Origin of the sequence: Paraliomyxa miuraensis, assembly GCF_026337845.1 — a bacterium.
Lineage (GTDB): Bacteria > Myxococcota_A > Polyangia > Nannocystales > Nannocystaceae > Paraliomyxa > Paraliomyxa miuraensis.
The window spans coordinates 17,365-38,097 of the sequence record NZ_JAOVZF010000142.1; the positions used below are offsets into that span (position 1 = coordinate 17,365).

At 67.3% G+C, this 20,733-nt stretch carries 18 protein-coding genes; 8 read left to right on the plus strand and 10 right to left on the minus strand.

Annotated elements, in window-relative coordinates; all coding sequences use genetic code 11:
* Window positions 1-2: 2 nt before the first annotated feature.
* Window positions 3-953 carry an MDR/zinc-dependent alcohol dehydrogenase-like family protein gene (locus tag OEB96_RS09470; protein ID WP_266215191.1) on the plus strand — a complete coding sequence of 317 codons (951 nt, stop codon included), beginning with the start codon at window positions 3-5 and terminating at the stop codon, window positions 951-953.
* Here the strand turns inward: OEB96_RS09470 and OEB96_RS09475 are convergent.
* The 4 genes from OEB96_RS09475 to OEB96_RS09490 all read right to left on the minus strand — a co-directional run bounded on the left by OEB96_RS09475 (window position 931) and on the right by OEB96_RS09490 (window position 6,859).
* Window positions 931-2,034, minus strand: coding sequence for a hypothetical protein (locus OEB96_RS09475; protein ID WP_266215192.1), 1,104 nt, complete (start codon window positions 2,032-2,034; stop codon window positions 931-933). The genes OEB96_RS09470 and OEB96_RS09475 overlap by 23 nt on opposite strands.
* Before the next feature lie 19 nt (window positions 2,035-2,053).
* The gene (locus tag OEB96_RS09480; protein WP_266215193.1) at window positions 2,054-3,067 is read right to left on the minus strand and encodes a S8 family serine peptidase; all 1,014 of its coding nucleotides are present in this window, start codon (window positions 3,065-3,067) and stop codon (window positions 2,054-2,056) included.
* 226 nt (window positions 3,068-3,293) lie between these two features.
* Entirely contained in the window at window positions 3,294-3,953 is a 660-nt protein-coding gene (locus tag OEB96_RS09485) for a hypothetical protein (protein WP_266215194.1), read from the minus strand.
* 182 nt (window positions 3,954-4,135) lie between these two features.
* Window positions 4,136-6,859, minus strand: a complete 2,724-nt coding sequence (locus tag OEB96_RS09490; protein WP_266215195.1) for a serine/threonine-protein kinase — start codon at window positions 6,857-6,859, stop codon at window positions 4,136-4,138.
* A 140-nt stretch (window positions 6,860-6,999) separates the two neighbouring features.
* On the opposite strand from OEB96_RS09490, the gene OEB96_RS09495 reads away from it, so the two are divergent.
* The 3 genes from OEB96_RS09495 to OEB96_RS09505 all read left to right on the plus strand — a co-directional run bounded on the left by OEB96_RS09495 (window position 7,000) and on the right by OEB96_RS09505 (window position 9,188).
* The gene (locus tag OEB96_RS09495; protein ID WP_266215196.1) at window positions 7,000-7,623 is read left to right on the plus strand and encodes an RNA polymerase sigma factor; all 624 of its coding nucleotides are present in this window, start codon (window positions 7,000-7,002) and stop codon (window positions 7,621-7,623) included.
* 96 nt (window positions 7,624-7,719) lie between these two features.
* Window positions 7,720-8,136, plus strand: coding sequence for a hypothetical protein (locus tag OEB96_RS09500; RefSeq protein WP_266215197.1), 417 nt, complete (start codon window positions 7,720-7,722; stop codon window positions 8,134-8,136).
* 8 nt (window positions 8,137-8,144) lie between these two features.
* The gene (locus OEB96_RS09505) at window positions 8,145-9,188 is read left to right on the plus strand and encodes a trypsin-like serine peptidase (protein ID WP_266215198.1); all 1,044 of its coding nucleotides are present in this window, start codon (window positions 8,145-8,147) and stop codon (window positions 9,186-9,188) included.
* Window positions 9,189-9,202: 14 nt separating this feature from the next.
* Here the strand turns inward: OEB96_RS09505 and OEB96_RS09510 are convergent, their stop codons facing one another.
* The 6 genes from OEB96_RS09510 to OEB96_RS09535 all read right to left on the minus strand — a co-directional run bounded on the left by OEB96_RS09510 (window position 9,203) and on the right by OEB96_RS09535 (window position 16,020).
* Window positions 9,203-10,066: a hypothetical protein gene (locus OEB96_RS09510; protein ID WP_266215199.1), complete on the minus strand. Its 864-nt coding sequence runs from the start codon at window positions 10,064-10,066 to the stop codon at window positions 9,203-9,205.
* Window positions 10,067-10,167: 101 nt separating this feature from the next.
* On the minus strand, window positions 10,168-10,695 hold the full coding sequence (locus OEB96_RS09515) for a hypothetical protein (protein WP_266215200.1): 528 nt from the start codon (window positions 10,693-10,695) through the stop codon (window positions 10,168-10,170).
* 256 nt (window positions 10,696-10,951) lie between these two features.
* A complete protein-coding gene (gene asnB / locus OEB96_RS09520; RefSeq protein ID WP_266215201.1) occupies window positions 10,952-12,946 on the minus strand; it encodes an asparagine synthase (glutamine-hydrolyzing) in 1,995 nt (664 codons plus the stop codon).
* Between the two features lie 22 nt (window positions 12,947-12,968).
* Window positions 12,969-14,033 (minus strand): aspartate/ornithine carbamoyltransferase family protein, encoded by a 1,065-nt coding sequence (locus tag OEB96_RS09525; protein WP_266215202.1) that lies wholly within the window; start codon window positions 14,031-14,033, stop codon window positions 12,969-12,971.
* Window positions 14,034-14,170: 137 nt separating this feature from the next.
* Window positions 14,171-15,607 carry a sodium:solute symporter family transporter gene (locus tag OEB96_RS09530; protein ID WP_266215203.1) on the minus strand — a complete coding sequence of 479 codons (1,437 nt, stop codon included), beginning with the start codon at window positions 15,605-15,607 and terminating at the stop codon, window positions 14,171-14,173.
* On the minus strand, window positions 15,604-16,020 hold the full coding sequence (locus OEB96_RS09535) for a fibronectin type III domain-containing protein (protein WP_266215204.1): 417 nt from the start codon (window positions 16,018-16,020) through the stop codon (window positions 15,604-15,606). Before OEB96_RS09535 ends, OEB96_RS09530 begins: the two co-directional genes overlap by 4 nt.
* A gap of 238 nt (window positions 16,021-16,258) precedes the next feature.
* On the opposite strand from OEB96_RS09535, the gene OEB96_RS09540 reads away from it, so the two are divergent.
* The 4 genes from OEB96_RS09540 to OEB96_RS09555 all read left to right on the plus strand — a co-directional run bounded on the left by OEB96_RS09540 (window position 16,259) and on the right by OEB96_RS09555 (window position 20,732).
* Window positions 16,259-17,245, plus strand: coding sequence for a hypothetical protein (locus tag OEB96_RS09540; RefSeq protein WP_266215205.1), 987 nt, complete (start codon window positions 16,259-16,261; stop codon window positions 17,243-17,245).
* A 122-nt stretch (window positions 17,246-17,367) separates the two neighbouring features.
* A complete protein-coding gene (locus tag OEB96_RS09545; protein ID WP_266215206.1) occupies window positions 17,368-18,078 on the plus strand; it encodes a hypothetical protein in 711 nt (236 codons plus the stop codon).
* Between the two features lie 240 nt (window positions 18,079-18,318).
* Entirely contained in the window at window positions 18,319-19,890 is a 1,572-nt protein-coding gene (locus OEB96_RS09550) for a hypothetical protein (RefSeq protein WP_266215207.1), read from the plus strand.
* 2 nt (window positions 19,891-19,892) lie between these two features.
* Entirely contained in the window at window positions 19,893-20,732 is an 840-nt protein-coding gene (locus tag OEB96_RS09555) for a hypothetical protein (protein WP_266215208.1), read from the plus strand.
* Window position 20,733: the final 1 nt, after the last annotated feature.

Consider the following 20,733-nt stretch of genomic DNA (forward strand, 5'->3'; position numbering starts at 1 on the left):
CGATGCTCGCCTTGACCTTCGACGGCGCCGTCGCCCTGCGCGACGTTCCCGAGCCCAATCCCGGCTCGGGCCACGCCGTGGTCGCCCTGCGGCTCGCAGGCATCTGCGGCACCGACCTCGAACTCACTCGCGGTTACAAGGGCTTTGGCGGCGTGCTCGGCCACGAATTCGTGGGTGAGGTGGTGCGCTGCGACGACGATCCGCAGTGGCAGGGCAAGCGTGTCGTCGGTGAGATCAACCTCGGCTGTGGCACCTGCGAGCGCTGTGCCTCCGGCTTGCGCAGTCACTGTGCCTCCCGTCGGGTGCTCGGGATCCTCGACCACCCGGGCTGCTTCGGCGAGCGCTTCGTGTTGCCCGCGGCCAACCTCCACGCGGTGCCCGGGTCGGTCGCCGACGAGCAGGCGGTGTTCACCGAGCCGCTCGCCGCGGCATTTCGGATCTTCGAGCAGGTCGCGCTCGAGCCCACCATGCACGTGGCCGTGATCGGCGATGGCAAGCTCGGGTTGCTCGTGGTGATGGCCCTGCGCGCGCGCGAGATCCCCGTCACCCTCGTGGGCCGGCACCCCCGCAAGCTCGCGCTCGTGGCGGGTCCCGGTGTTCGCACCTCGGTCGCCGCGGAGCTGGGTGGTGAGCGGTTCGACGTGGTCGTGGAGGCCACTGGCTCTCGCGATGGCCTCGCGCTCGCGTTCGCTCATGTGCGACCGCGCGGCACGGTGGTGCTCAAGAGCACCGTGCACGGCACGGTGGAGCTGCCCACCGCCGCACTGGTGGTCGACGAGATCCAGCTCGTGGGCTCGCGCTGCGGTCCGTTCGACGTGGCGCTGCAGGCCATGGCCTCGGGGGCCGTGGACCCGCGTCCGCTGATCGAGGCTCGCTATCCGCTGGTGGAGGGGGAGCGAGCGTTCGAGCACGCAAGCCGCCGGGGGGTGCTCAAGGTGTTGCTCGGGGCATGACCCATACGTCCTCGAGATCCGCTCGCAGCTCTACCGAGGAAAACGCGCTCGAGAGCGCCGCCACCGAGAGCATGGCCGCGGGAACGTCCCACGCGGCGATGCTCTCATCGCCCTCCTTCACGAGCGCCGTTGCCGCCCCGAGCATCGCGATGGCGTCGCGTGAGTCAGCATCGTGGAATTTCAGGGAGCCCGCCGGAAGCTCATAGGATTCCAGAGACGCTCTTCCAACCTCGATCTTGCCGATCGAGGGCCCCAGCTCGTCGCGAATCAGCTCGAAGAGTGGTTTGTTGAGCTGCACGTGCAACGCGGCTCCCGAGTAACCCGTATCGATCTGCATGCGAACGGTCTTGCCGAGGATCTCGACTTCGATTGTCGGCACGTTGGGAGCCAGATACTTACCCACAGATGCCCAATTGGCATCACGTTGGTAGTAGCCATCGGTGTCAAAGCGATGATAGCCCATGCGTCGTAGCTCTTCGTCCGAGCATGCAAGCTCGTCGGTCGCGAACAGTACCTGGCCCTCGTCGAAATCGAGCCTGACCGCAAGACCCCCAAGCAGGTCCGTGCCGATGAGAGCGGCCTGTCCACCGGCCGGCGCCCGGATCCCGACGAACGGATCGTACCCGGCGAGAAGCCTCCGCTCGAGACCCGGTGCGAGCTCGAATCCGACGTCGACAGTGCCTTCCGCGTTCCCCCGGATCTTCGTGAGCGTGTTCCCCGTGTCGAGCAACATCCAGCCCTCGTGTAGGCTCTCTCCCGCCGAGAACCGTCCTCGGACGCCGGGCGAGCCCTCGTAGCCCTCGAGAAACATGGGATGCTCGCGGCCACACGCACCCTTCGATGGCTCGTGAGCCGCCGTGTCATTCGCCCCCGAAGGAGCATCGGGCCTTGCCTCCGGAGGAGCCGGCGGGAGGTCGTCATTCACCGCGTCGAGTTGCGTCTGACGCTCATCGAGCGTCTTGTTCGGGCTACAGCCACTTTGGTTCCAGACTACGACGGCCGAGACGAGCACAGTCTCAATGAATGCAAGTGTGCTCATTCGTACCGTACGGGGATTGACAACTTCGGAGTTCGTGGTCATGACGGTCTCGGGTTGACGTTCATGGTGATCGAACGAGGCCGCGGCCAACGTCACGTGACGAGCGTGAGCTGTCATGCAACGATGCGACCGTGGCCGTGCTGACGACCGCGTCTCGTAGCTCTCCCGGCAAGAGAACGTCTCGGTGCTCTCGTAGCTTCTGGCACCACAGCGCGGCAACGCCCGCGACATGTGGCGTGGCCATGCTGGTTCCGTTCTTGCTCACCAGTCCCCCACCGATCTTCGCCGAGCGCACGTGTGCTCCGGGGGCCGCGACGATCGGCTGGGTGTTCGAGAACGGCGCCACGTGGAGCCCCGACGCACGCCGCTCGATTGCGGCAACGGAGACCACGCGCGCCACGGCGGCGGGCGGCGAGACGTTGATCGTGTAGAGCGGTCGGTTGGATTCGTTGCCCGTGGCAGCAACGACCAGGGCTCCCGAGGTCACCCCAAGGTACTCCATGATCGTGCGATAGCCATCGAGTACGTGGCGGTAGTCCTCGAGCGCCATGGAGGTTGCCTGTGGCAACGGTAGCTTGTACTGCTCGACTAGTTTCGTGACCTGGCCGGGGAAGTCGATCCCCAGCGACATCGAGACGATGTCGGCCTTCTTCTCCATGACGGCCCACAAGAGGCCCTTGATGACCACCTCCGTGCTGCCGCCGCCCGGGCCGAGGACCTTGCCGACGAGGAGGCGACCGGGACGTCGAGCCACTCCGATGCGGGCGCCATCCACGTCGTCTCCGCAGATCGTGCCCGCGCAGTGCGTGCCATGCCCGGTCTGGTCACGGACATCGTCGGGGGAGCCACCGGTGAAGTTGCGACAGGAGATCCGTCCCTCGTCTCGGAGCCACGCGAACGCGGCGTGATCGAGCTCGATACCGGAGTCCAGCACGGCGATCCGCACCCCCATCCCGTCGTACTGGGAGTCGCCGGCCCCGATCGCATCCAAGCCCCAAGCTCGCCGGGTCCCGTCATCGTCCACGATCGCGTCATTGCTCGCGGTGGGCTCGGGCCCCACGTGCACGAGCGGCATCGAGGGGACGACGACGCTCCCCTGGCCTCGACGAGCGTCGTCGGCTTCGGTTCGTGTGAGCTCGACTAGCTCGAGAGTCGGTGGCGCGAGATTCTCCATGCCACGCACATACGCGATGGAGTCGAGGAGGCTCGACCGGCGCTTCTCGAGCCCCGTCAAGTGAATGAGCGCGTAGTTCGATCTCATCGCGGTACCTCGCTCTCCGCTCCCCGCGCGTGGCTCGTCCTCAGACGTCATCCACGGGATCTTCGTCCCAATCCGCGTCCTCTTCGACGCCGATCTGTGGGTTCGACGCCGCGGTGCCAGCCTCTGCGGCCATGCCCGTTACCTTCACGCGGGCCAAGCCGAGCGCGATGACGCCGGACTCGCCCGCGACCTCGATCGCCAGTTGGCGATTGACCGCGAAGTTGATGCTGGCGTCGAAATCTCCGAGATCCACCTTCTTGAGCACCGCCGCCTTGCCGGAGATCGTCACCGTGGTGTCCGCTTCGCGGCTCGCGAGGAACAGCGGGTTCTGGGCGGAGTACAGCCGCGTCACGAACCGGAATCGCCGTCGCCAGCTCGCGTGCTGATGTAGCTTCGCGGCCACCGCAAGGATGTCATCGATTTCCAGCGAGGAGATCTTGGCCGCCCTGAGCACGAAGGTCCTGTTGTGGCTGAATGAGAAAACCAGCTTGGCATCGACGGTCGTGCTGTCGCTGAAGACGTCCACCGTGGCTCCGCCTTCGAATCGGGCGGTCACCACCGATGTCGAGTGGTAGTCGAGCTTGCTTGGAGCCCCCGTTTTCTCGCTCCACTCGACGCCGAGCGCGGAGATGTTGCCCATGCGGGTGAAGAGCCCGTTGCTGACGACGCCAAAGTCGCCAAGCGCGAAGGTGTTCGTCACCGGCAGCCATGCCGGGTGTTGCTTCAGCTCACGCCGGAGGACACGTCCATATGAGTTTGCGATTCCCATGCTGCGTACTTCCTTGCTTCGGGTAGTTGGTCTACTTGGCCTACCCTCCATGGTTGTGACGCCGGGATGAAGATCCGTCATGAAATTCTCGAGGCGAGATGGCCGGACCCCGTTCAGCGATGGGGTCGGATGCTCGCGAGCTCGGCGCTGGCTTCTTGCACCAACTCCTCGGTCCCCTCGAGCTCCGCTGCGCGCTCGATCACATCGGCCAGCAACGCCCGCCCGCGCTTCACCTCGCCCTCCGCGATCGCCACCAGGGCCGAGGTATGAAGGACGTACAGCTCGAGCCGCACCATGTCGTCGTCGGGCGCTTCGAACAGGATCTCCGCGAGTTGCTGCTGCGCTCGGTCCACGAACGGCCGACTCGCCGCGCACTCCCCCACCTGGCACTGTAGCCACCCGATGTTGTGCAGCACGTCGGGAGCACCATCGGTCCCGGCTTCTTCTGCGAGCAGGCGGTGCCGCGCCAGCGACTCGGCATGATGGCCCAGGTCGAGCTCGATGGTCGCCAGGGCCCGCAGCGCGGCGATCCGGTCGGTGTGGCGACTCGGGAGCTTGGCCCGCTGAACGTCCCAGGCGTGCCGGGCCAGCGCCAGCGCGCGCTCCGAGTCTTGCAGCTTCCACAGCGTGTCGGCGAGCATCACCTCCGAGCGGGCGGTCCGGGTGGAGTCGGGGCCGAACGCGGCCCGCTCGAGCCGTAGCGCCTCCTCGAGCCACCCGCGGGCCTCCTCGAGTTCGCCGGTGTCGATGGCCAGCAGGCCCAGATTGAACAGCACGGCCGCGTACTCGGGGTGATCCTTGCCGAGGATTCGCTCGCGGCTCGCGAGCACCTCCTGGTATCGAGCGCGTGCCTGCGACGCTTGCTGGCCCACGGCCAGCGCATTGGCGAGCAGAAGCTTGGTGTCGACGACCTCGCGCGCATCGTCGTGGGTCGAGATCTTGGTGCGCTCGTGCAGGGCTCGTTGGTGCAGAGTCACCGCCGCCGTTGGATCCTCATAGACGCGCAGCCGACCCTGCGCATCGAGGAGGTCGGCGAGCAGCCCCGGAGGTCGATCCAACGCCTCGATCAATGCGGAAGCCTGGCGCGCGAGGTCTTCGGCCGACTGCGCTCGCTCGAGCTGATCGGCGAGGTCGACCTGGGCCAGGATTGCCTGCACCTCGTGCTCGTCCTTGCTCGCCGCCGCCTGGGCCTGTGTGAGCACCTCCCAGGCGGCGTCGTACCGCTCGAGTCGGGTGAGGACCCGTCCGTGTAGGAGCTGAATCTCGGCTCGTAGCGAGCCGCTGGTGGTCTGGAGGGACGGGCCGAGCAGCGTCACGAGCTCCGCATCGGCTTCGCGGTCCCGCCCTGCCGTGGCCAGCGTGCGTGCGCGCTCGAGCCTCTCGAGCATCGCCCCCGAGGTCTCCGAGTCGAGCACCGGCCCGCGGCTGATCATGGGGTCCAAGCACGACTCGACCGACGCCAGCGAGTCCAACACCGGCTCGACGTTGGCAATGGTCACCTCGTCGGTCCGCTCGAGCTCGGCGAGCACCGCCGCAAAGCGAATCGCATCGCGGTCGAGGCACTGCGTGATCGCACGCGCGCGCTCGGGCTCGTGATCCTCGCGGCAGGCCCGGACGTGGGCGTCGCTCCACTGTCGAGCATGGGCGCCGAGCCTGCGGTTCACGGACTCCCAGGCCTTGGCGGCGAACGGCTTGCCCGTGCCCACGATCGCGGCCTCGACCGCGGCCTTGCGGGCGTTCCACTCCACCGCCGGTCCGTGGGTGGGTGTCTCGCACGCGGACTCGGTGACGGACGGCTCGGGCGAGGCCCCTTGACTGCCCAGCCACGCGGCGAAGAGGCCCAGCGCAATCGGTCCGCCCAGGCTCCACGCCCGGCGTCGCCAGATCGCTCGTGCCTCGATCGCGCGCAGCAGCGCATCCATGTCCAGGAACCGCCGCGAGGGTTCGATCGCGAGCCCCCGTCGCAGAGCGCGGTCCAGCAGCAGCGGTATCCGGCGCGCGCCCCTGGTCGGGCGAGGCGGAACCCCGGGCTCCGACGCCAGCCGCAGCGCACCGACTCCGAACGGTCGACATCCCGCCAGCGCCTCGTAGAGCGCCACGCAGAAGCTGAATTGATCCGCTCGGGCATCGGCCTCGTGCCCTGCGATCTGCTCGGGCGCCATGTAGGCAGGCGTGCCGGCCAGGGCTCCCGTACGGGTCACGGGCGACTGCGGCGGTACCGAGAGCGTGCGCCCCGTGCCGCTGGTGGTGGCGGCCGCGAGCCCCGGCCCCTGGGCGAGACCGAAGTCGACCACCCGCACCCGCCCGTCGTTGCCCACCAGCACGTTCGCCGGCTTGAAGTCGCGATGGACGAGCCCGGCCCGATGCGCCGCCGCCAGCCCGCGTCCGGCCTGGAGATACACCTCCACCAGCTCCTCGGGAGTTCGAGTGGCCCGTAGCTGCCATTCTCGCAGCGAGACCCCTTCGACCAGCTCCATCGCCACGAACACTCCATGCTCGTGCTCACCCACCTCGTATACGTGCACGACGTTGGGGTGCGAGAGCTTGGCCAGCGCCTGGGCCTCACGGGCCAGCCGCGCTCGCTCGCGGGTCGAGCCCACGTGTTTGCCGGGCAGCAGCTTGAGCGCCACGCGGCGTCCGAGCGACTCGTCCCATGCTGCGTACACCACGCCCATCCCGCCCATCCCGAGTGTCTCGAGCACCTCGTAGCGGCCGATCTTCAGCGGTGCTGCATCATCACCGAACAGCGCGGCGCCGACCTGTGCGCGCATGGCCAGGGCCGGAAGATCCTGTGACCGCGGAGCGGGCACGGAGATCGAGTCCTCGGGTTCGGTCATCGCATCGAGAAGGCGTGGAGAGCGTGGTAGTGCGACTCGGTGCCCGAACCGTCACCGCGAGTACCACGCACCTGAAGGATCGAAACGTCGTCAACCATCCGACCGCATCAGTTTCGTGCCATCATGGCGCTCGTTCAAGGATGAACGACGACGAATCCCTCCTCGAGGCCTGGCGTGACGGGGATCGCCGGGCCGGCAACGTGCTCTTCCAGCGGCACTTCGAGCCCGTGCGTCGCTTCTTCGTCAACAAGGTCGACGACGAGGCCACCGAGTTGGTGCAGCGCACGTTCCTGCGCTGCGTGGCCGCCAAGGAGCGCTTCGAGGGGCGCTCGAGCTTTCGGACGTTCCTGTTTGCGATCGCCCACAACGTGCTGCGCGAGCACTATCGGGCTCGCAGCCGGGCGCGCGCCGAAGACGACGTCGACGAGCACTCCGTGGTGGACCTGGGGGCGGGGCTCAGCACGATGCTCGACGACAAGCGCGAGCAGCGGGCGCTCTTGCTCGCGCTGCGGAGGATCCCGCTCAAGTTCCAGGTGGTGCTCGAGCTGTACTTCTGGGAGAAGCTGACCGGGCCGGAAATCGGGCAGGCGCTCGGGATCCCGGAGGACACGGCGCGCAGCCGGATCCGGCGGGGCAAGGAGCTTCTGCGCGAGGCGCTGGGGAAGGTCGCCGAGGCCGAGGTGGCGGAGAACACCGGGGGGGACCTCGACGGGTGGGCGGAGGCGGTGCGGGCGGAGATGATGGGCGCGGCAGAAATCCGGTAACGGTTCTCCGTGCCTCGATCACCATCAATGGCGGAGGCTCCAGTGCGGAGCCGACCGCAACCATTCAACGACGAACGAACGAACGAACGAGGCCCCATGTCCAACGAAGTTCTACTCATTGGTGACTGCCGCGAAATCGATGAGAGCTGCGATGCTCCCACGACCACGATCAACAACATGCGCACGGCGACCCTCCACCTCAGGAACGTGGGTAGCATGGGGAGCCCGTTGCCCCAATTCGACCACGATGCGTCCAGTTTGACCGATGTGACGGGCGCGGTGTTCTTCGCCGACAGCAGCACGAACCAGGTCTTCCTGGTGATCGAACGGGTATATACGGGCTTCACCCTCGTACTTGCACCGCAGAGTTCCGCATATGTAAGCATCTCCGTTGCCGGCACGACCACGACCTATGCGTTCACCGTTCCGTCAACCGGTGAGCCCAGCTTCAGCTGGGAGATCGAGGCGACGCAGCCGGGGATTCCTCTCAAGGTCACCGTCAAGCGCAAGTAGTGGACGTCATGCCGTTCCAACTAGCGACGCGATTGTCCGTCATTGCCGCCGCAGCGGCTTGCGGATGGGGGATGTCGGGCGGGCCCAACGGCTTCCCAGCTGCCGAGTACGACTGCTCCAAGACGGCCGATCCCATGATCGAGTTGGCGTCGGATCTCCTGGGTGACGACCCCGAGGTCCTTCGCCTCCCCGATCTCGAGCACAACCTCTCGGCCTCGGTCATCCTCGTCCACCGTGGTTACACGAACGCGACCCCTCCTCCTGCATTGGGGGAAAAGGTGAAGCACCGTGGAAGCAAAGCGTGCATGGAGGGGAAGTGCTCATGGAGTCTCGAGGGGAGCCTGCAACGTTGGACCAATCAACCGTCATTCGCACTGTGTTCTGGTGTGTTGGTTGCTCGAGATGTGGTTCTCACGGCAAAGCACTGCGCGTGCTACTTCGAACATCTCTCCGACGTTCGCATTCAGTCGGCCGACTGGCAGCGCGGTGATACTCGAGAGTGGCGCTCAGTCAAGGCCGTGATGGGCCCCTCGAGTGTCCGTGCCCCTCGCAACCCGTGCATCGAGGACTTCGTGTTCCTCAAGCTCGATGAGGAACTGGGGGTGGAGCCCGTGCGTCCTCGGTCGCGTGACTCATCCGCTGGTCGCGAGACGTCGTACATGGTTGCCAGCCCTCTCGGCATCCCAGGTGTCGTGTCCCAGGGGAGGGTCGATCTCGACGCGAGCGGCGACGTGTGCTCCAAACACGACATGTACGCGGCCGTCAATTCCTCCGGCGGGGTGATCTTTGGATCCGATGGGGATTTCATCGGCCTCAACAGTCGGCCTTTGACGCGGTGTAATTGCCCCAGGGTTGCGCACAAGAAACTTTGGTTTCCCGAACCAAACCCGGAGAGCTGGCTAGGTCGGTATATTCCGTTCTCGAGTGACTCGATCGCGACCCAGCTGAGCAACGGTCAGTGGGTTCCGGTTCAGGACTACCGACGGGTCTGCAAGGATAACAAGGGCAAGGAATTCTCGTTGGACCGATCGAGCGTCGATTGGCAGTGTTGAGCCAATGCCCCCGCCTACACCTCCGGCAGCCCCGTGATCTCGATCGGCCTGCCCTTCCCCCCCGACTTCGCCTGTCGCTTCATCTGCGACCTCGCCACCTCCGTCTGCAGCTTGGTCAGCTCGGGCAGCAGCGCAATATTCGTGTCGTTCAGCGTCTTGAGCAGCGCATTGCCGATCCCCTTGCCCTCGTAGATCGCCGCGTAGAGATCATCGAACACCTGCGCGAGCTTGGCCTCCATGCTGCTGCTCTCGGGGCGCGTCTGGGTGCGGTTCTCGGGCTTGACCGCGGCCACTCCGGCCTCCACGTCGCCGTGGCCGATGGTCCGCAGCACCTTGCCGATCGTGCGCTCGGGATCCTCGAGCACCTGGTCGTAGGTCTGCAGCAGCGCCGGGTACTTGCGCAGCGAGATGTCGCGGACGAGCGCGAAGTTCTCCATCCACCACTCGTAGGCCGGCGGGAAGTTGAAGGGCTCCTCGACCTCGACCCCCTTGGCGCGCTGCTCCTCGCGGGACTTGGCCTCCATCGCGTAGAGCCGCTCGATCGAGGCCTCGTACTCCCGCCACTCGCGGATGTTGGCCACCAGGTACTCGATGTACGCGCGCTCGGAGCGGATCACCCCGGGCACGAACACCTTCACCGCGTAGCCCACCACGTGCTCAGGCAAGAAGTACTTGCCGGTCTGCGGGTGCGGGTTGGTGCGGTAGTACACGCCGCCGCGCAGCAGGGTCTCGTAGAAGCCGTCGGGGTTGGCGTCGCGCAGATGGCCGGTGCCCCAGTTGCGCGGGAACGCCTTGCCCAGGATCGGGAGCCCCGCCGCCTGGAAGACCTGCATCCACATCGAGGTGCCGCTGCGCTTGGTGCCGGAAACGAAGATCATCGAGGCTCCAATGGTACAGCGGCCGCGTCGAACGATCGACGCGGCCGCTGGTGGCCGGCTGCATGCCGACGAGCCGCGGCGAAACGCCGCGGACGCTGCCGCTACTCGGGGAAGCAGGTGGTGTTGAGCGCCTCGAACTCGGCCTCGCACACCGGATCGGCGCCCGTGAGCTCGTCGCAGGTGAGCGCGGAAAGGCAAGCGGTGAAGTCCTCGAACGCCGCCAAGCACTCCGCTCCGTATGCCTCGTAGTAGGCCGTCTGCTCGATGCAGTAGTTGAGCGTCGCCTCACCGGCGGCCGGGTCCATGTAGCACTCGGCCACGAGGTCGGCGTAGGCCTCGCAGCCCGCCGATCCGCCACCACTGGTGGACTCCTCGCCGGCGGTGGTGTCCTCCGGCCCCTCGGTGGTGTCCATGCTCGCGGTGCTGCCCGAGGTCATCTCCGAGGTCGCCACCTCGGTCGCGCCGCCCGTGGTCGGCGTCTCGGTGTCAGCGGTGGTGCTGGTGGGGCTCGAGGTGGCGGTGGTGCCCGCTTCCGTGTCGGTGTCGTCGCTGACGATGACGCAGCCCAACCCGATCGGCGCCGCCGAAAGCAAGAAGAGCAAGTTCTGTACCCTGTTGTCCGTATCCATGACCGTAATGCTCCGTCTAGGCTCTTGTTAGGCCCGGTAGTCGAGAAATTTCCTGTGCCCGCAGGCTAGCGGAGGCACCTGGGATCGAGCAAGGGAAGGTCGACGCCGATCTTCGTCCCGCTAGGGCGAAGCCGCGCGAGGACCCGCGGCGTGAGGTGAATCTGCGTTTGGACACCGGCGAGCGGAATCTCAGAAATCGCTTGATCCGCGGAAATCGCGGGCCGAGCTCACCGAGCGCGCGCTCGAAGAGAGGAACTCACAGCTCCGGGCGCCCGCCACCCCGAACGAAGCTGCGGTGCAACGATTGCAGTCCCAAGAGGTGGTTCAACACGATGTCGTCGTTGACGGCGCGGCTGCGTCGGCTCGGGTCGGGGCCGCGGTGCAGCTCGTCGACCAAGCCGGCCACGGCCGCGGGATCGAACAGCCCCGAGGCCTCGACCGCCTCGGTCGACAGGTGCTCGTCGACCAGCGGCCGCACCTGCGCCCACTCCTCCGGTCGCACCGTGGCCGGCGGAGCCATGAACGCGAACTTCTCGCGCTCGTACAGCACCCGGGGCAGCACCTCGCGCATCGCCTCGCGCAGCACCCACTTCTCGCGCAGGCTCCCGTCGGAGGTGCGAATGCGCAGGGCCGGTGGCACGCGGAACGCGAATTCGGCCAGCAGGTGATCGAGGAACGGCGGCCGCGACTCCATGGAGTTGGCCATGTCCACGCGGTCGCCTCCCCAGGTGAGGATCTGCCCCTCGAGCATGGTCTGGATCCAGGTGTACTGCGCCTTGTCGAGCGGGTGGCGATCTCGCAGCGAGGCGGGGTCGAGGGTGCTTGCGATCGCCTCGATGGGATCGTAGCCCTCGAGCTCTTCTCGCAGCGCAGGGGCCAAGAGCGGGCGCACGCGCTCGAGGGTGGCGATCCACGGCTGGATCCACGAGGGGGTGAAGCCCAGCAGATCGTTCATGGCCGGGTGCTCGTGGCTGCGGTCGGCCAGGATCGCGCCCGCAAACAGGGCGTTGCTCTGCTGCAGCCGCTGCATCAGCGCCTCGCGCTCGGCCGGCGAGCCGCAGTGCAGCAGCACGTCGCGCTTGAAGAACGGGTAGCCACCAAACAGCTCGTCGGAGCCCTCGCCGGTGATCACCACCTTGTAGCCATGCTCGTGCACGGTGCGGCTCATGTGCCACTTGGCCACGCCCAGCGTGTTGTAGAACGTGCGCTCGGCGTGCCACGCGGTGCGCTCGTAGTACCGCCCGTAGAGCTCCCGAACCCCCAGCGGCATCACCACCTGGTCGGCCTGCGCGCGCTTGGCCATCTCGGCGGCGATGCTCGACTCGTCGTAGGCGTCGTCCTCGAATGCGATGGTGAACGCCTTGACGTGGCTCTGCTGCATCGCGGTGGCCAGGCCGAGGGTCGAGCAGCTGTCGATGCCGCCCGAGAGGTAGCAGCCCACCGGCACGTCGGCCTCCAGGCGCACCCGCACCGCGTCGATCAAGCGCTCGCGCACGCCCTCGATCCACGGGCCGGGATCGGGATCGGACTCGTGCTCGTTGGCGAGCGGGAACTCGGCGTCCCAGTAGCGGCTCACCGACAGCTCGAGGCGATCGCCCACGCGCTGCGCGACCATCATGTGGCCCGGCCGCAGCGCATGCACGCCCTCGAACGCGGTGGTGCCGGGCACCATCACCTGCATCAGCTGGTGCAGCACCGCGCGTGAGTCGAGCCGCGCGGGGATCTCGGGGTGGGCCAGGAGTGCCTTGACCTCCGAGCCCCAGTAGAGCGCGTCGCCGTCGGGTCCCTGGCGCAGCGACCAGTAGAGCGGCTTGATGCCGAAGCGATCTCGCACCAGCACCAGGCGCTCGCGCTCGGCGTCGAACAACACCAGCGCGAACTCGCCCCGCAGCCGGTGCACGAAGTCGAGCCCGTGCCGCGCATGGAAGTGAAGCGCGATCTCGGCGTCGGTCTTGGTCGAGAAGCGTGCCCCGTCGCAGTGAAGGCGCGTGCGGTGCAGCTTGTAGTCGTAGAGCTCGCCGTTGACGGTGAGCACGAGGTTGCCGTCGGCCGATCGCAGGGGCTGGTCGCCGTGCTCGAGGTCGATGATGGCCAGGCGGGTGTGCCCCATGGCCAGGCCGCGCCCGGGATCGAGGTGCATGCCGTCGCCATCGGGGCCGCGGTGCACGAGCGTCGTCATCATCGCGCGCAGGTGCGCACGGTCGCTGTCGGAGGCGGCGCCGGGGCGCCAGAAGCCGGTGATGCCACACATGGTCGGGTCTTCGTCGGGGAGGTCAGGCGAAGAACGGGAGCCGGTCCACGCGGTCGAGCATGCAGACCAGCAGGGCCTGCCGCACGTAGACGGCGCCGGCCGCCTGAGCAAAATAGAGGTTGTGGCGCGAGTCGTCGAGGCTCACGTCGAGCTCGTCGCGGCGGGCCAGGGGATGCATGATCACGGCGTCGGGGTGCAGCGCCGACTCGGTGGTGAGTCGGTAGCGCGAGTCGAGCTGCTTGTAGCTGTCGCCGAGCAGCGCAATCGAGTTCATGTAGATCACGTCGAGCCGCGGCAGCACCTCGCCGATGTCGTTGGTGACGGTGACCGGGATCGACGTGCGCTCGATCGCGTCGTGAAGGTCGGCCCCAAACGGATCGGCGAGCTCCGAGACCACGGTGAGGTGCGAGATGGCCGGCGCGAACGACAGCGCCATGAACACGAAGCTCTTGACCGCTCGCATGCTGCCCGGGGTGCCCACCACCCCGAGGTGGATGCGCTGATCGGGCGCGGGTGCCTCCTCGGCCAGGCTCGGGCGCCACTTGAGCAGTGCGAACCAGTCCACCAGCGCCTGGGTGGGATGCTCGCCCGAGCCGTTGCCCGCGTTGACCAGGGGCAGGTCGAGGCCGGTCTGGAGCTGCTCCACCGACTCGGTCTGGGGGTGGCGCATCACCACCAGGTCGCCGTAGCTGTTGAACATCTCGCCGATGTCTTGCAGCGACTCGCCCTTGGCCACCCCGGTGACCTTGCCGTCGGGCACGCTGAGCAGCTTGCCGTCGAGGCGGGCCACCGCGCTCTCGAACGACAGCCGCGTGCGGGTGCTGGCCTCGAAGAACGCGGTGATCACCAGCTTGCCGTCGAGCGGGTGGTGCGAGGCCACGTCGGAGGTCTCCATGCACGCGCCCAGGCGGCACAGCTCGATCACGGTGCGCCGCGGGAGATCGCGGTGGCCGACGACCGACGCGCCGCACAGGTCGCGCAGGCGCGAGAGCTCCAGCGGCTGCGGGTAGTGATCGATCAAGCCCTGGGGGTCGAGCTGGCGACCCCGCGAATTGGTCCGTCGAGCGGGATGGGCCGAGGCAGTCACCACAGCCTCCTGTTGCGGAGATCGACGAGCCACAGGCTCGCCAGGGTGACGGCCGCGCCAGCCACGAGCACCAGCCCGCCGAGCACGGCCACGGTGAGGAACCAGGAGGGGAACATCGCGGAGTCCTTTCTTCTTCGTCAGCGGTCGGTGACGGGTGCCGCGAGTCGCTCGAACGCGAACTCGGTACGAGAGGTGAGGGTGGTGACGATCACCACCAGCGCCGAGACCAGGGCGCCGGCCAGCGACGCGACGTACCAGCCCACGGTCACGTAGACTAGCAGGCCCACCGCGGTGCCGCTCACCATGCCCGCGACGGCGCCGGTGGCAGTGGCGCGCGGCCAGTAGAGGCCCGCCACGATCGGCCAGATCATGCTGGCCACCATGGGCCCCGCAAAGAACAGCACGGTGGCCAGCGTGCCCACCATGGGCAGGCACAACAGCCACGCCAGCGCGCCCGTGCCCACGACCACCCAGCCGGCCACCTTGCGCAGCGTGTCGGCGTCGGCTTGCCTGAGCACGAAGCGCTGCACCAGCTCCTTGGTGAGCAGGTCGCTGGTGGCGGCCAGCAGCGAGTCGACGCTCGAGGCGATCGAGGCGAACACCACCACGAACACCAGGATCGCGCCCACCTCGCCCAGCAGGTTGCCGGCCACGATGGGCGCCACCATGTCGGGGCGCGCCACCCCGATGCCCAGCGCAGGAGCGGCCAGGCCCAAGAAGCCCGCCACCACCGGCACCGGCCACCAAAACAGGCCCGCGAGCGCGTAGGCACGACCGCCCACGCCCTCGCGCATTGCGAATGCGCGACTCCACCACACGTTGCTATGGAATACCTCGCCCAGGCCGAATAGCAAGTTGTTGAACAGGGCCAGGAGCGCGGCGGGGAACAGCACGTGCATCAGCATGGGGCGCTCCTCCACCACCGTTGCGTGCACCTGCGAGACCGAGACCTCCGAGAGCACGAGCACGCCCACCGTCAGCAGCCCCACCAGCACGATGATGCTCTGGATGAAGTCGGTGCCGATCACGGCATAGAGGCCCCCGCCCACGGTGTAGGCCACGCACACGACCAGCACCACGGTCATGCCCAGGCGATAGTCGATGCCGGTGAGGGCCTCGATGAGCAGGCCGCCCGCCATGCCCATGCTCACCAGCCACGTGAGCGCATAGAACAGCGAGAGCACCACGAAGATCGCCCATGCGGTCCGACCGTAGCGGCGCTCGATGAACTCGGCGCTGGTGTAGCCATTGGGCATGAGCCGGCGGATCCGCGTGGCCAGCGGGGCGAACAGCAACAGGCCCAGCGAGGCGGTCGAGTAGGCCAGCATGCCCCAGACCCCCAGCTCGAGGGCGATCTGCGGCGCGAGCATGGTGGTGTTGGAGGTGACCCACGTGGCCATGGCGGTGGCGGTGCCCAGCGCCAGGCCCACGTTGCGGCCGGCCACCATGAAGCCATCGAGCGAGCGGGCACGGCGACCCCAAAAGAGGCCCAGCGCGACCCACAGCACCGAGAAGGCGCCGAGGATCATCCACCCCAGCTCGGGGCCGAGCAGCAGGCCGGCGCGGTCGCTCATGCCGACCTCCGAGACGAACGCAGCACCACGACCGCGGTGCCGCCGAAGGTGAGCAGGCCCAGGGCCATCAGCGAGAACACCAGCGGGAGCGAGTGGTGGCGCACGGTGATGTGCTTGGCGGGTGACCACGGCGACCAGCCGCCGTCGTCGCGGGCACGGATCGAGACCGTGTAGTCGCCCTCGCGCAGGCCCGACAGGTGCGCGGAAGGCAGGCGACCGCGGTAGAACACGCGCTCGTCGAGGCGGACCTCGTAGTCGCCCGGCGGGCCCGACCACGACAGCTGGACGATGCCGTCGTGGGAGACCACGGGCTCGGGATCGTCGAATGCCGGCGTGCTCGGAGCGGCCGTGGCCACGTGGGGCCATGCGAGCAAGGGACCAAGCGGTCCTCCGAGCAGGAGACATGCCGCCACGAGCCCGCGACGATCGGTCCAGCGCCGAGCCCGCAGTCGGGCACCGGCCGGTGCCGCGACTCGAGCGGCGTGTGCCGCGAGAGCCATGAGTCTGAAATGTTTCGCAAAAAATACTTGCTGCTGCAACCAATCGCGCACGAAACATCTGCGATCTGCTGCAAACGGGCGCCGAACGGTGGCTCCACGCAAAGTGAAGAGAGCCCGCGACGGCCCGTGCGGTCGCAGTACGATTCTCGTCATGTCGGGTCGTCTCGTCGTGCTCGCGTCCTTGATCGTGGTCGTGACGGGGAGCTTCGCTCCTGTGACGGCCCGGGCCACGCCTGCCAACTGCGGCGAGCTGGTGCTCGACGATCCGCTCGCCGGCTCGACGGTCGGGGTGCAGCAGGGTGGCACGATCGACGGGTCTGGGTTCACGCCTGGCGATCCCCCGGGCTCGATCGTGTGGAACCTGCCGTCGCCGCTGCGCGAGGGCTGTGTGGAGGTCGTGGTCTCGGGCGTGCTCACCTCCGGGGTGGGCGAGCACGATCTGGTCGAGCTGTTCACCGGCCCCGATGGCTCGTTCACCGATGGCAACGTCGACTACTTCATGCTGCTCAAGATCGCGGGCGACGTGTTCCCCGGCTACGAGGGGCGGCTCAAGGTCGAGCTGGGCCTCGAGTACGATGCGCTCGAGGTGGGGAGCTGGGCCGAGCCGCTGCCATGGGCACCTGCCGACAGTCACACGCTCGCGGTGCGGCTGGACGGGGCGGGCCTGGTGGAATTCTATCGAGACGACGTACTGCTCGAGGTCGTCGACTACAACGAGATCGCCGGAGGAGACCTCGCCTTCGAATCGCTGCGGATCCCCAATGACGGCGAGTACCAGGTCGATCCTGCGCTCGGGGGAGCGGTGTATCGGGACGTGCGGGTCTACGATGCCGATCCGGGCGGTGGCGGCGACGATACGAGCGGGGGTCCGGAGCCCACCACGGGTGGCGGTCTGGACACCAGCGGTGGTCCTGGGCCTGCCGACGACACGGCCGCGTCGGAGGGGGACTCGGGCATCTCGACGGCAGACGACGATGGCACCGCGGGCACGGGCGTCGTCACGGGCGTGAGCACGGGCCTGCCGCCCCCGGGGCAGCAGCCGAGCGGCGCGGGCTGCGGATGTACGGCCGCGCCGTCATCGCTCTCCGTGGCCTCCTTGCTGGGGTTGCTCGCGTTTCGCCGTCGCCGTCGGCGATAGGTCGGCGCGTGGGGCTGGTCGCAGGCTCGGTCGGGTGTGCGAGCCAAGCCCGAGGGGCTCGGATATCATCGAGATCCAAGGTGGCTTCTTCCATGCGTGCTCGAACGATCCCCTGTTTCGTCGTGGTGTCCTCATTCCTCGCGCTGACCCTCGGCTGCGGCAACTCGTCGTCGTCCACCGACGGCGATGGCAGCGGCTCGGACTCGAGCGGGGCTGCGGTCGACGGCAGCACCAGCCTGGCCACTGGATCCCAGACCAGCACGATGACCGCGGCCGGCAGCGGCTCGGCGGAGGGCTCGAGCTCGGTCGGCACCACGGTCGGCACCACCGAGGCCGACACCACCGCGGGCGACGCATCGGCCACGAGCACCACGACGGCGACCGGCACCGACTCCACCACCGCCGGTGTCATGTGCCCCGCCGTTCCCATTCCACCGGGCGGGCCGTGCCCCGACATCTGCACGAGCTGCGAGAACGACACGTGCATCGTCGTCTGCAACATGCCCGATCAGTGCGGTGGGGCGATCGACTGCCCGCCCGATCTCGATTGCTCGGTGACCTGCGAAGGGGTCGACGCCTGCGATGGCGCCACGATCAACTGCCCGCCCGACTACTCGTGCGACGTGCACTGTCTCGATGGCAACGACGCCTGCGGCGACGTCGAGATCAACTGCGGGGCGGGCTCGTGCTCGATCGAGTGCAACGGGCCCGATGGGCCGTGCACCGGGGTCGACGTCAATTGCGGCATGGGGGCCTGTACGGCCGACTGTGATGATGACCCGGCCACGCCCACGCTGGACTGCGGCGAAGCCTGCGACTGCGTGGAGTGCTGAGCGGTCGGGTGGTCTCGATCGGTTGCGCGACCTCGTCCCACCTCCCGCCCCATGTCGGTCCCCTGCGCGGGTTCTCCGACGGTGTCGCGTGCCCGTTCGCCATTCTGCAAAAATCCGTGCAACGATTCACCTCGGTGGCCGATGAGAAAGGATGTGCATCGCAACCAGCATTCGTCCACCTCGACCTCAACCCGTGGCCGCTCGGGCCGTCGTTCCGCCTTGCCGTCTCCAAGGTGTCCCTTGCGCGCCTCCCTCCTCCTTCCCAACCCCCAGCGTCGCGATCGCGACCGCTTCCTCCGGACGAGTCGATCCCTCCTCTGTACCAGCGGCATCATTGCCGCGGTCGCACTGGGCTGCGGCGAGCCGCTTCCACCGATCACCGTCGACGTGGGCTCACACGACCGCTGCGACGATGCCGTGCCCTACGCCGTGGATGCTTCGGCCTCGGAGATCCAGTGCTTCGTGGAGGAGTATACCTATCTGAACTGGAATCCGACTCTGCTCGAGATGGACCCCGTCGTGGAGGAGGGCTTCGGAGTGCCGGGATCGCCGGTCTGCTGCGAGGTCTGTGCAAAGAAGGAAGCAGCAGATCGAGCGTGCGAGGGGATGTGCATCTACGATCTCTGTGAGCGGGCGAGAGACGAGCACGTCTCCGCGGGCAACGAGCTTGGGACTTGTGATCCGACAGCCGGTGCGGGTTGTGGGTTCGCCTTCCAGGACTGCGTGGACCTGAGGGCCCTGCAGATTCAGACCATCGACCTTCTTGCCGGTGATGATGTGGAGTACTCCATGAGGACGGCCTGCGAAGCCGTCGCGGCGGATCCGGTTCGTCCCGATGGTCTGTTCCGCTACCTCGATGGTCTCGATGGCGTTCCGGGTGCTCACGGCGCCCTCGCCGAAGTGGAGGATGTGGTGAGCTATTGCCTCGATGCGCAGGGCGGTGCCGCGGTGACATCGTCGACCTCTGTCGCTGCCACGAGCGGGGGTGATGGAGCGGACTCGACCGGAGCGACGGGCTCCGACGCCGGAGACCCCGAGGTTCCTCCCGAGCGACCTGGCGCTTGCGGACCCTATGCGACCGAGCGCTACTGGGTAAAGCCCACCAACAACTTCGGACAGTGGACCCTGGCGAGTCAAGGCATTGCCTTCGATCGAGAAGCCTCCTACGAGACCAAGGTCGTCGATGGTGGCGTATCGTACACGCTGTTCCCCTGCGCGGGGGCGCCCGACACGCAGTGTCTTCGGTTCGACCGGCTCTCCGTCCGGCTGATGGAGCCGGAGTCCGGGCTTGTCGTGAGCCTTCACCTCACGCAGAATTCCGAGCTGATTCCAATGTCGGCGGAGGGGCATTTCGACATCCCCCAGGGGGCCTTGCCCTTCGCGGTGCGCTACACGTGGGACGGGCGCGAGGTCTTCGCCATGGCGAGCAACCGCGAGGGCGCCACGGGGCAAGTGGATGTCACGAACCGCGCCCTGGCGATGACGGGACTCACGACCGTCTCGGAGGACGGAACCGTGCTCGCCGCGTTGTCGCTATACGCCGAGCTCTCCAATACGCAGCCACGAACCGAGATCCTCCACGAATCCGGCCAAACTTGGAACCAAGTCAGCCTGACGGCAATGACGTTCGATGCCGACATGGACCCCATCGAGCACCACTGGACGATCCCCGGAGTGGGTAACTGGACTGGGGAAGAGGTCGAGGTCGAGCTTCCCGTCGGTCGGCATGCGGTGATCCTGCGGGCCGAGGACGTTCATCGATCTCGAGGGGTGTCCGCCACCTGGATCGACGTCAGGTACCCAGGAACCTAGCCATGTCGCGCCCGATCGCCCCTTCGCTTGCCGTGCTGCTCGGCCTCGTCGCGAGTCTCGCGTGCAGCGACCGCACTCAGTTGCACAGCGACGTCGGTCAACAAATTGCGCTACAACTGTGCTCGATCCAGACCGAATGCGGCTGTGCCGAGGAGCATCTCATCCCCGACTGCGAGGCATGGGTCGAGCACGAAATCGCCGAGACCGAGCGCAAGGCGATCGCGCACGGGCTCGAGCTCGACGAGGACTGCCTGCACCTGTTGCTCGACGGCATCGATGCACTCGCGACCTGTGGCGTGCATTCGCCCTGGGGCTGGGAGCTGAGGTGTCCGGTCTATGGCCGGAACGCCGCTGCAGGTGAGACGTGCGAGATGTTCGACTACCTGCCCTTGATGACCGACTGCCTCCCGGGGCTGCGTTGCGTCGAGGGCGTCTGTCGCGATCCCGACCATCCCATCCTCGGCGAGGGGGAGATCTGTTCCGATACGCAATCCTCCATCCCTACTGGATGGCTCGGGCGCTGCGCCGAGGGATTGATGTGCGATAGCCGGAACACCCGGACCTGCGTTCCACAGTCGCCGCCCTCTCCGCGGATCCCTGACGGTCAGACTTGCACCGTAGCGTTCGAATGCGAGGAGGGCAGCTACTGTCGACCTCCCGAAGGAGAGTACGACGTGAGCGAGGAGGTGCCTGGAATCTGTAGAGAGTTCACCCCGGATGGTGAGCCTTGCATGGTGCTCTACGAGTGCAGTGGTCGCTGTGTGGATGGCTACTGCGAGATCTCGCCGCCGTTTCTCTGCGAACTTCTGGAAGAGTGGGTGGCGGCCAGAGAGTTCTACTGAG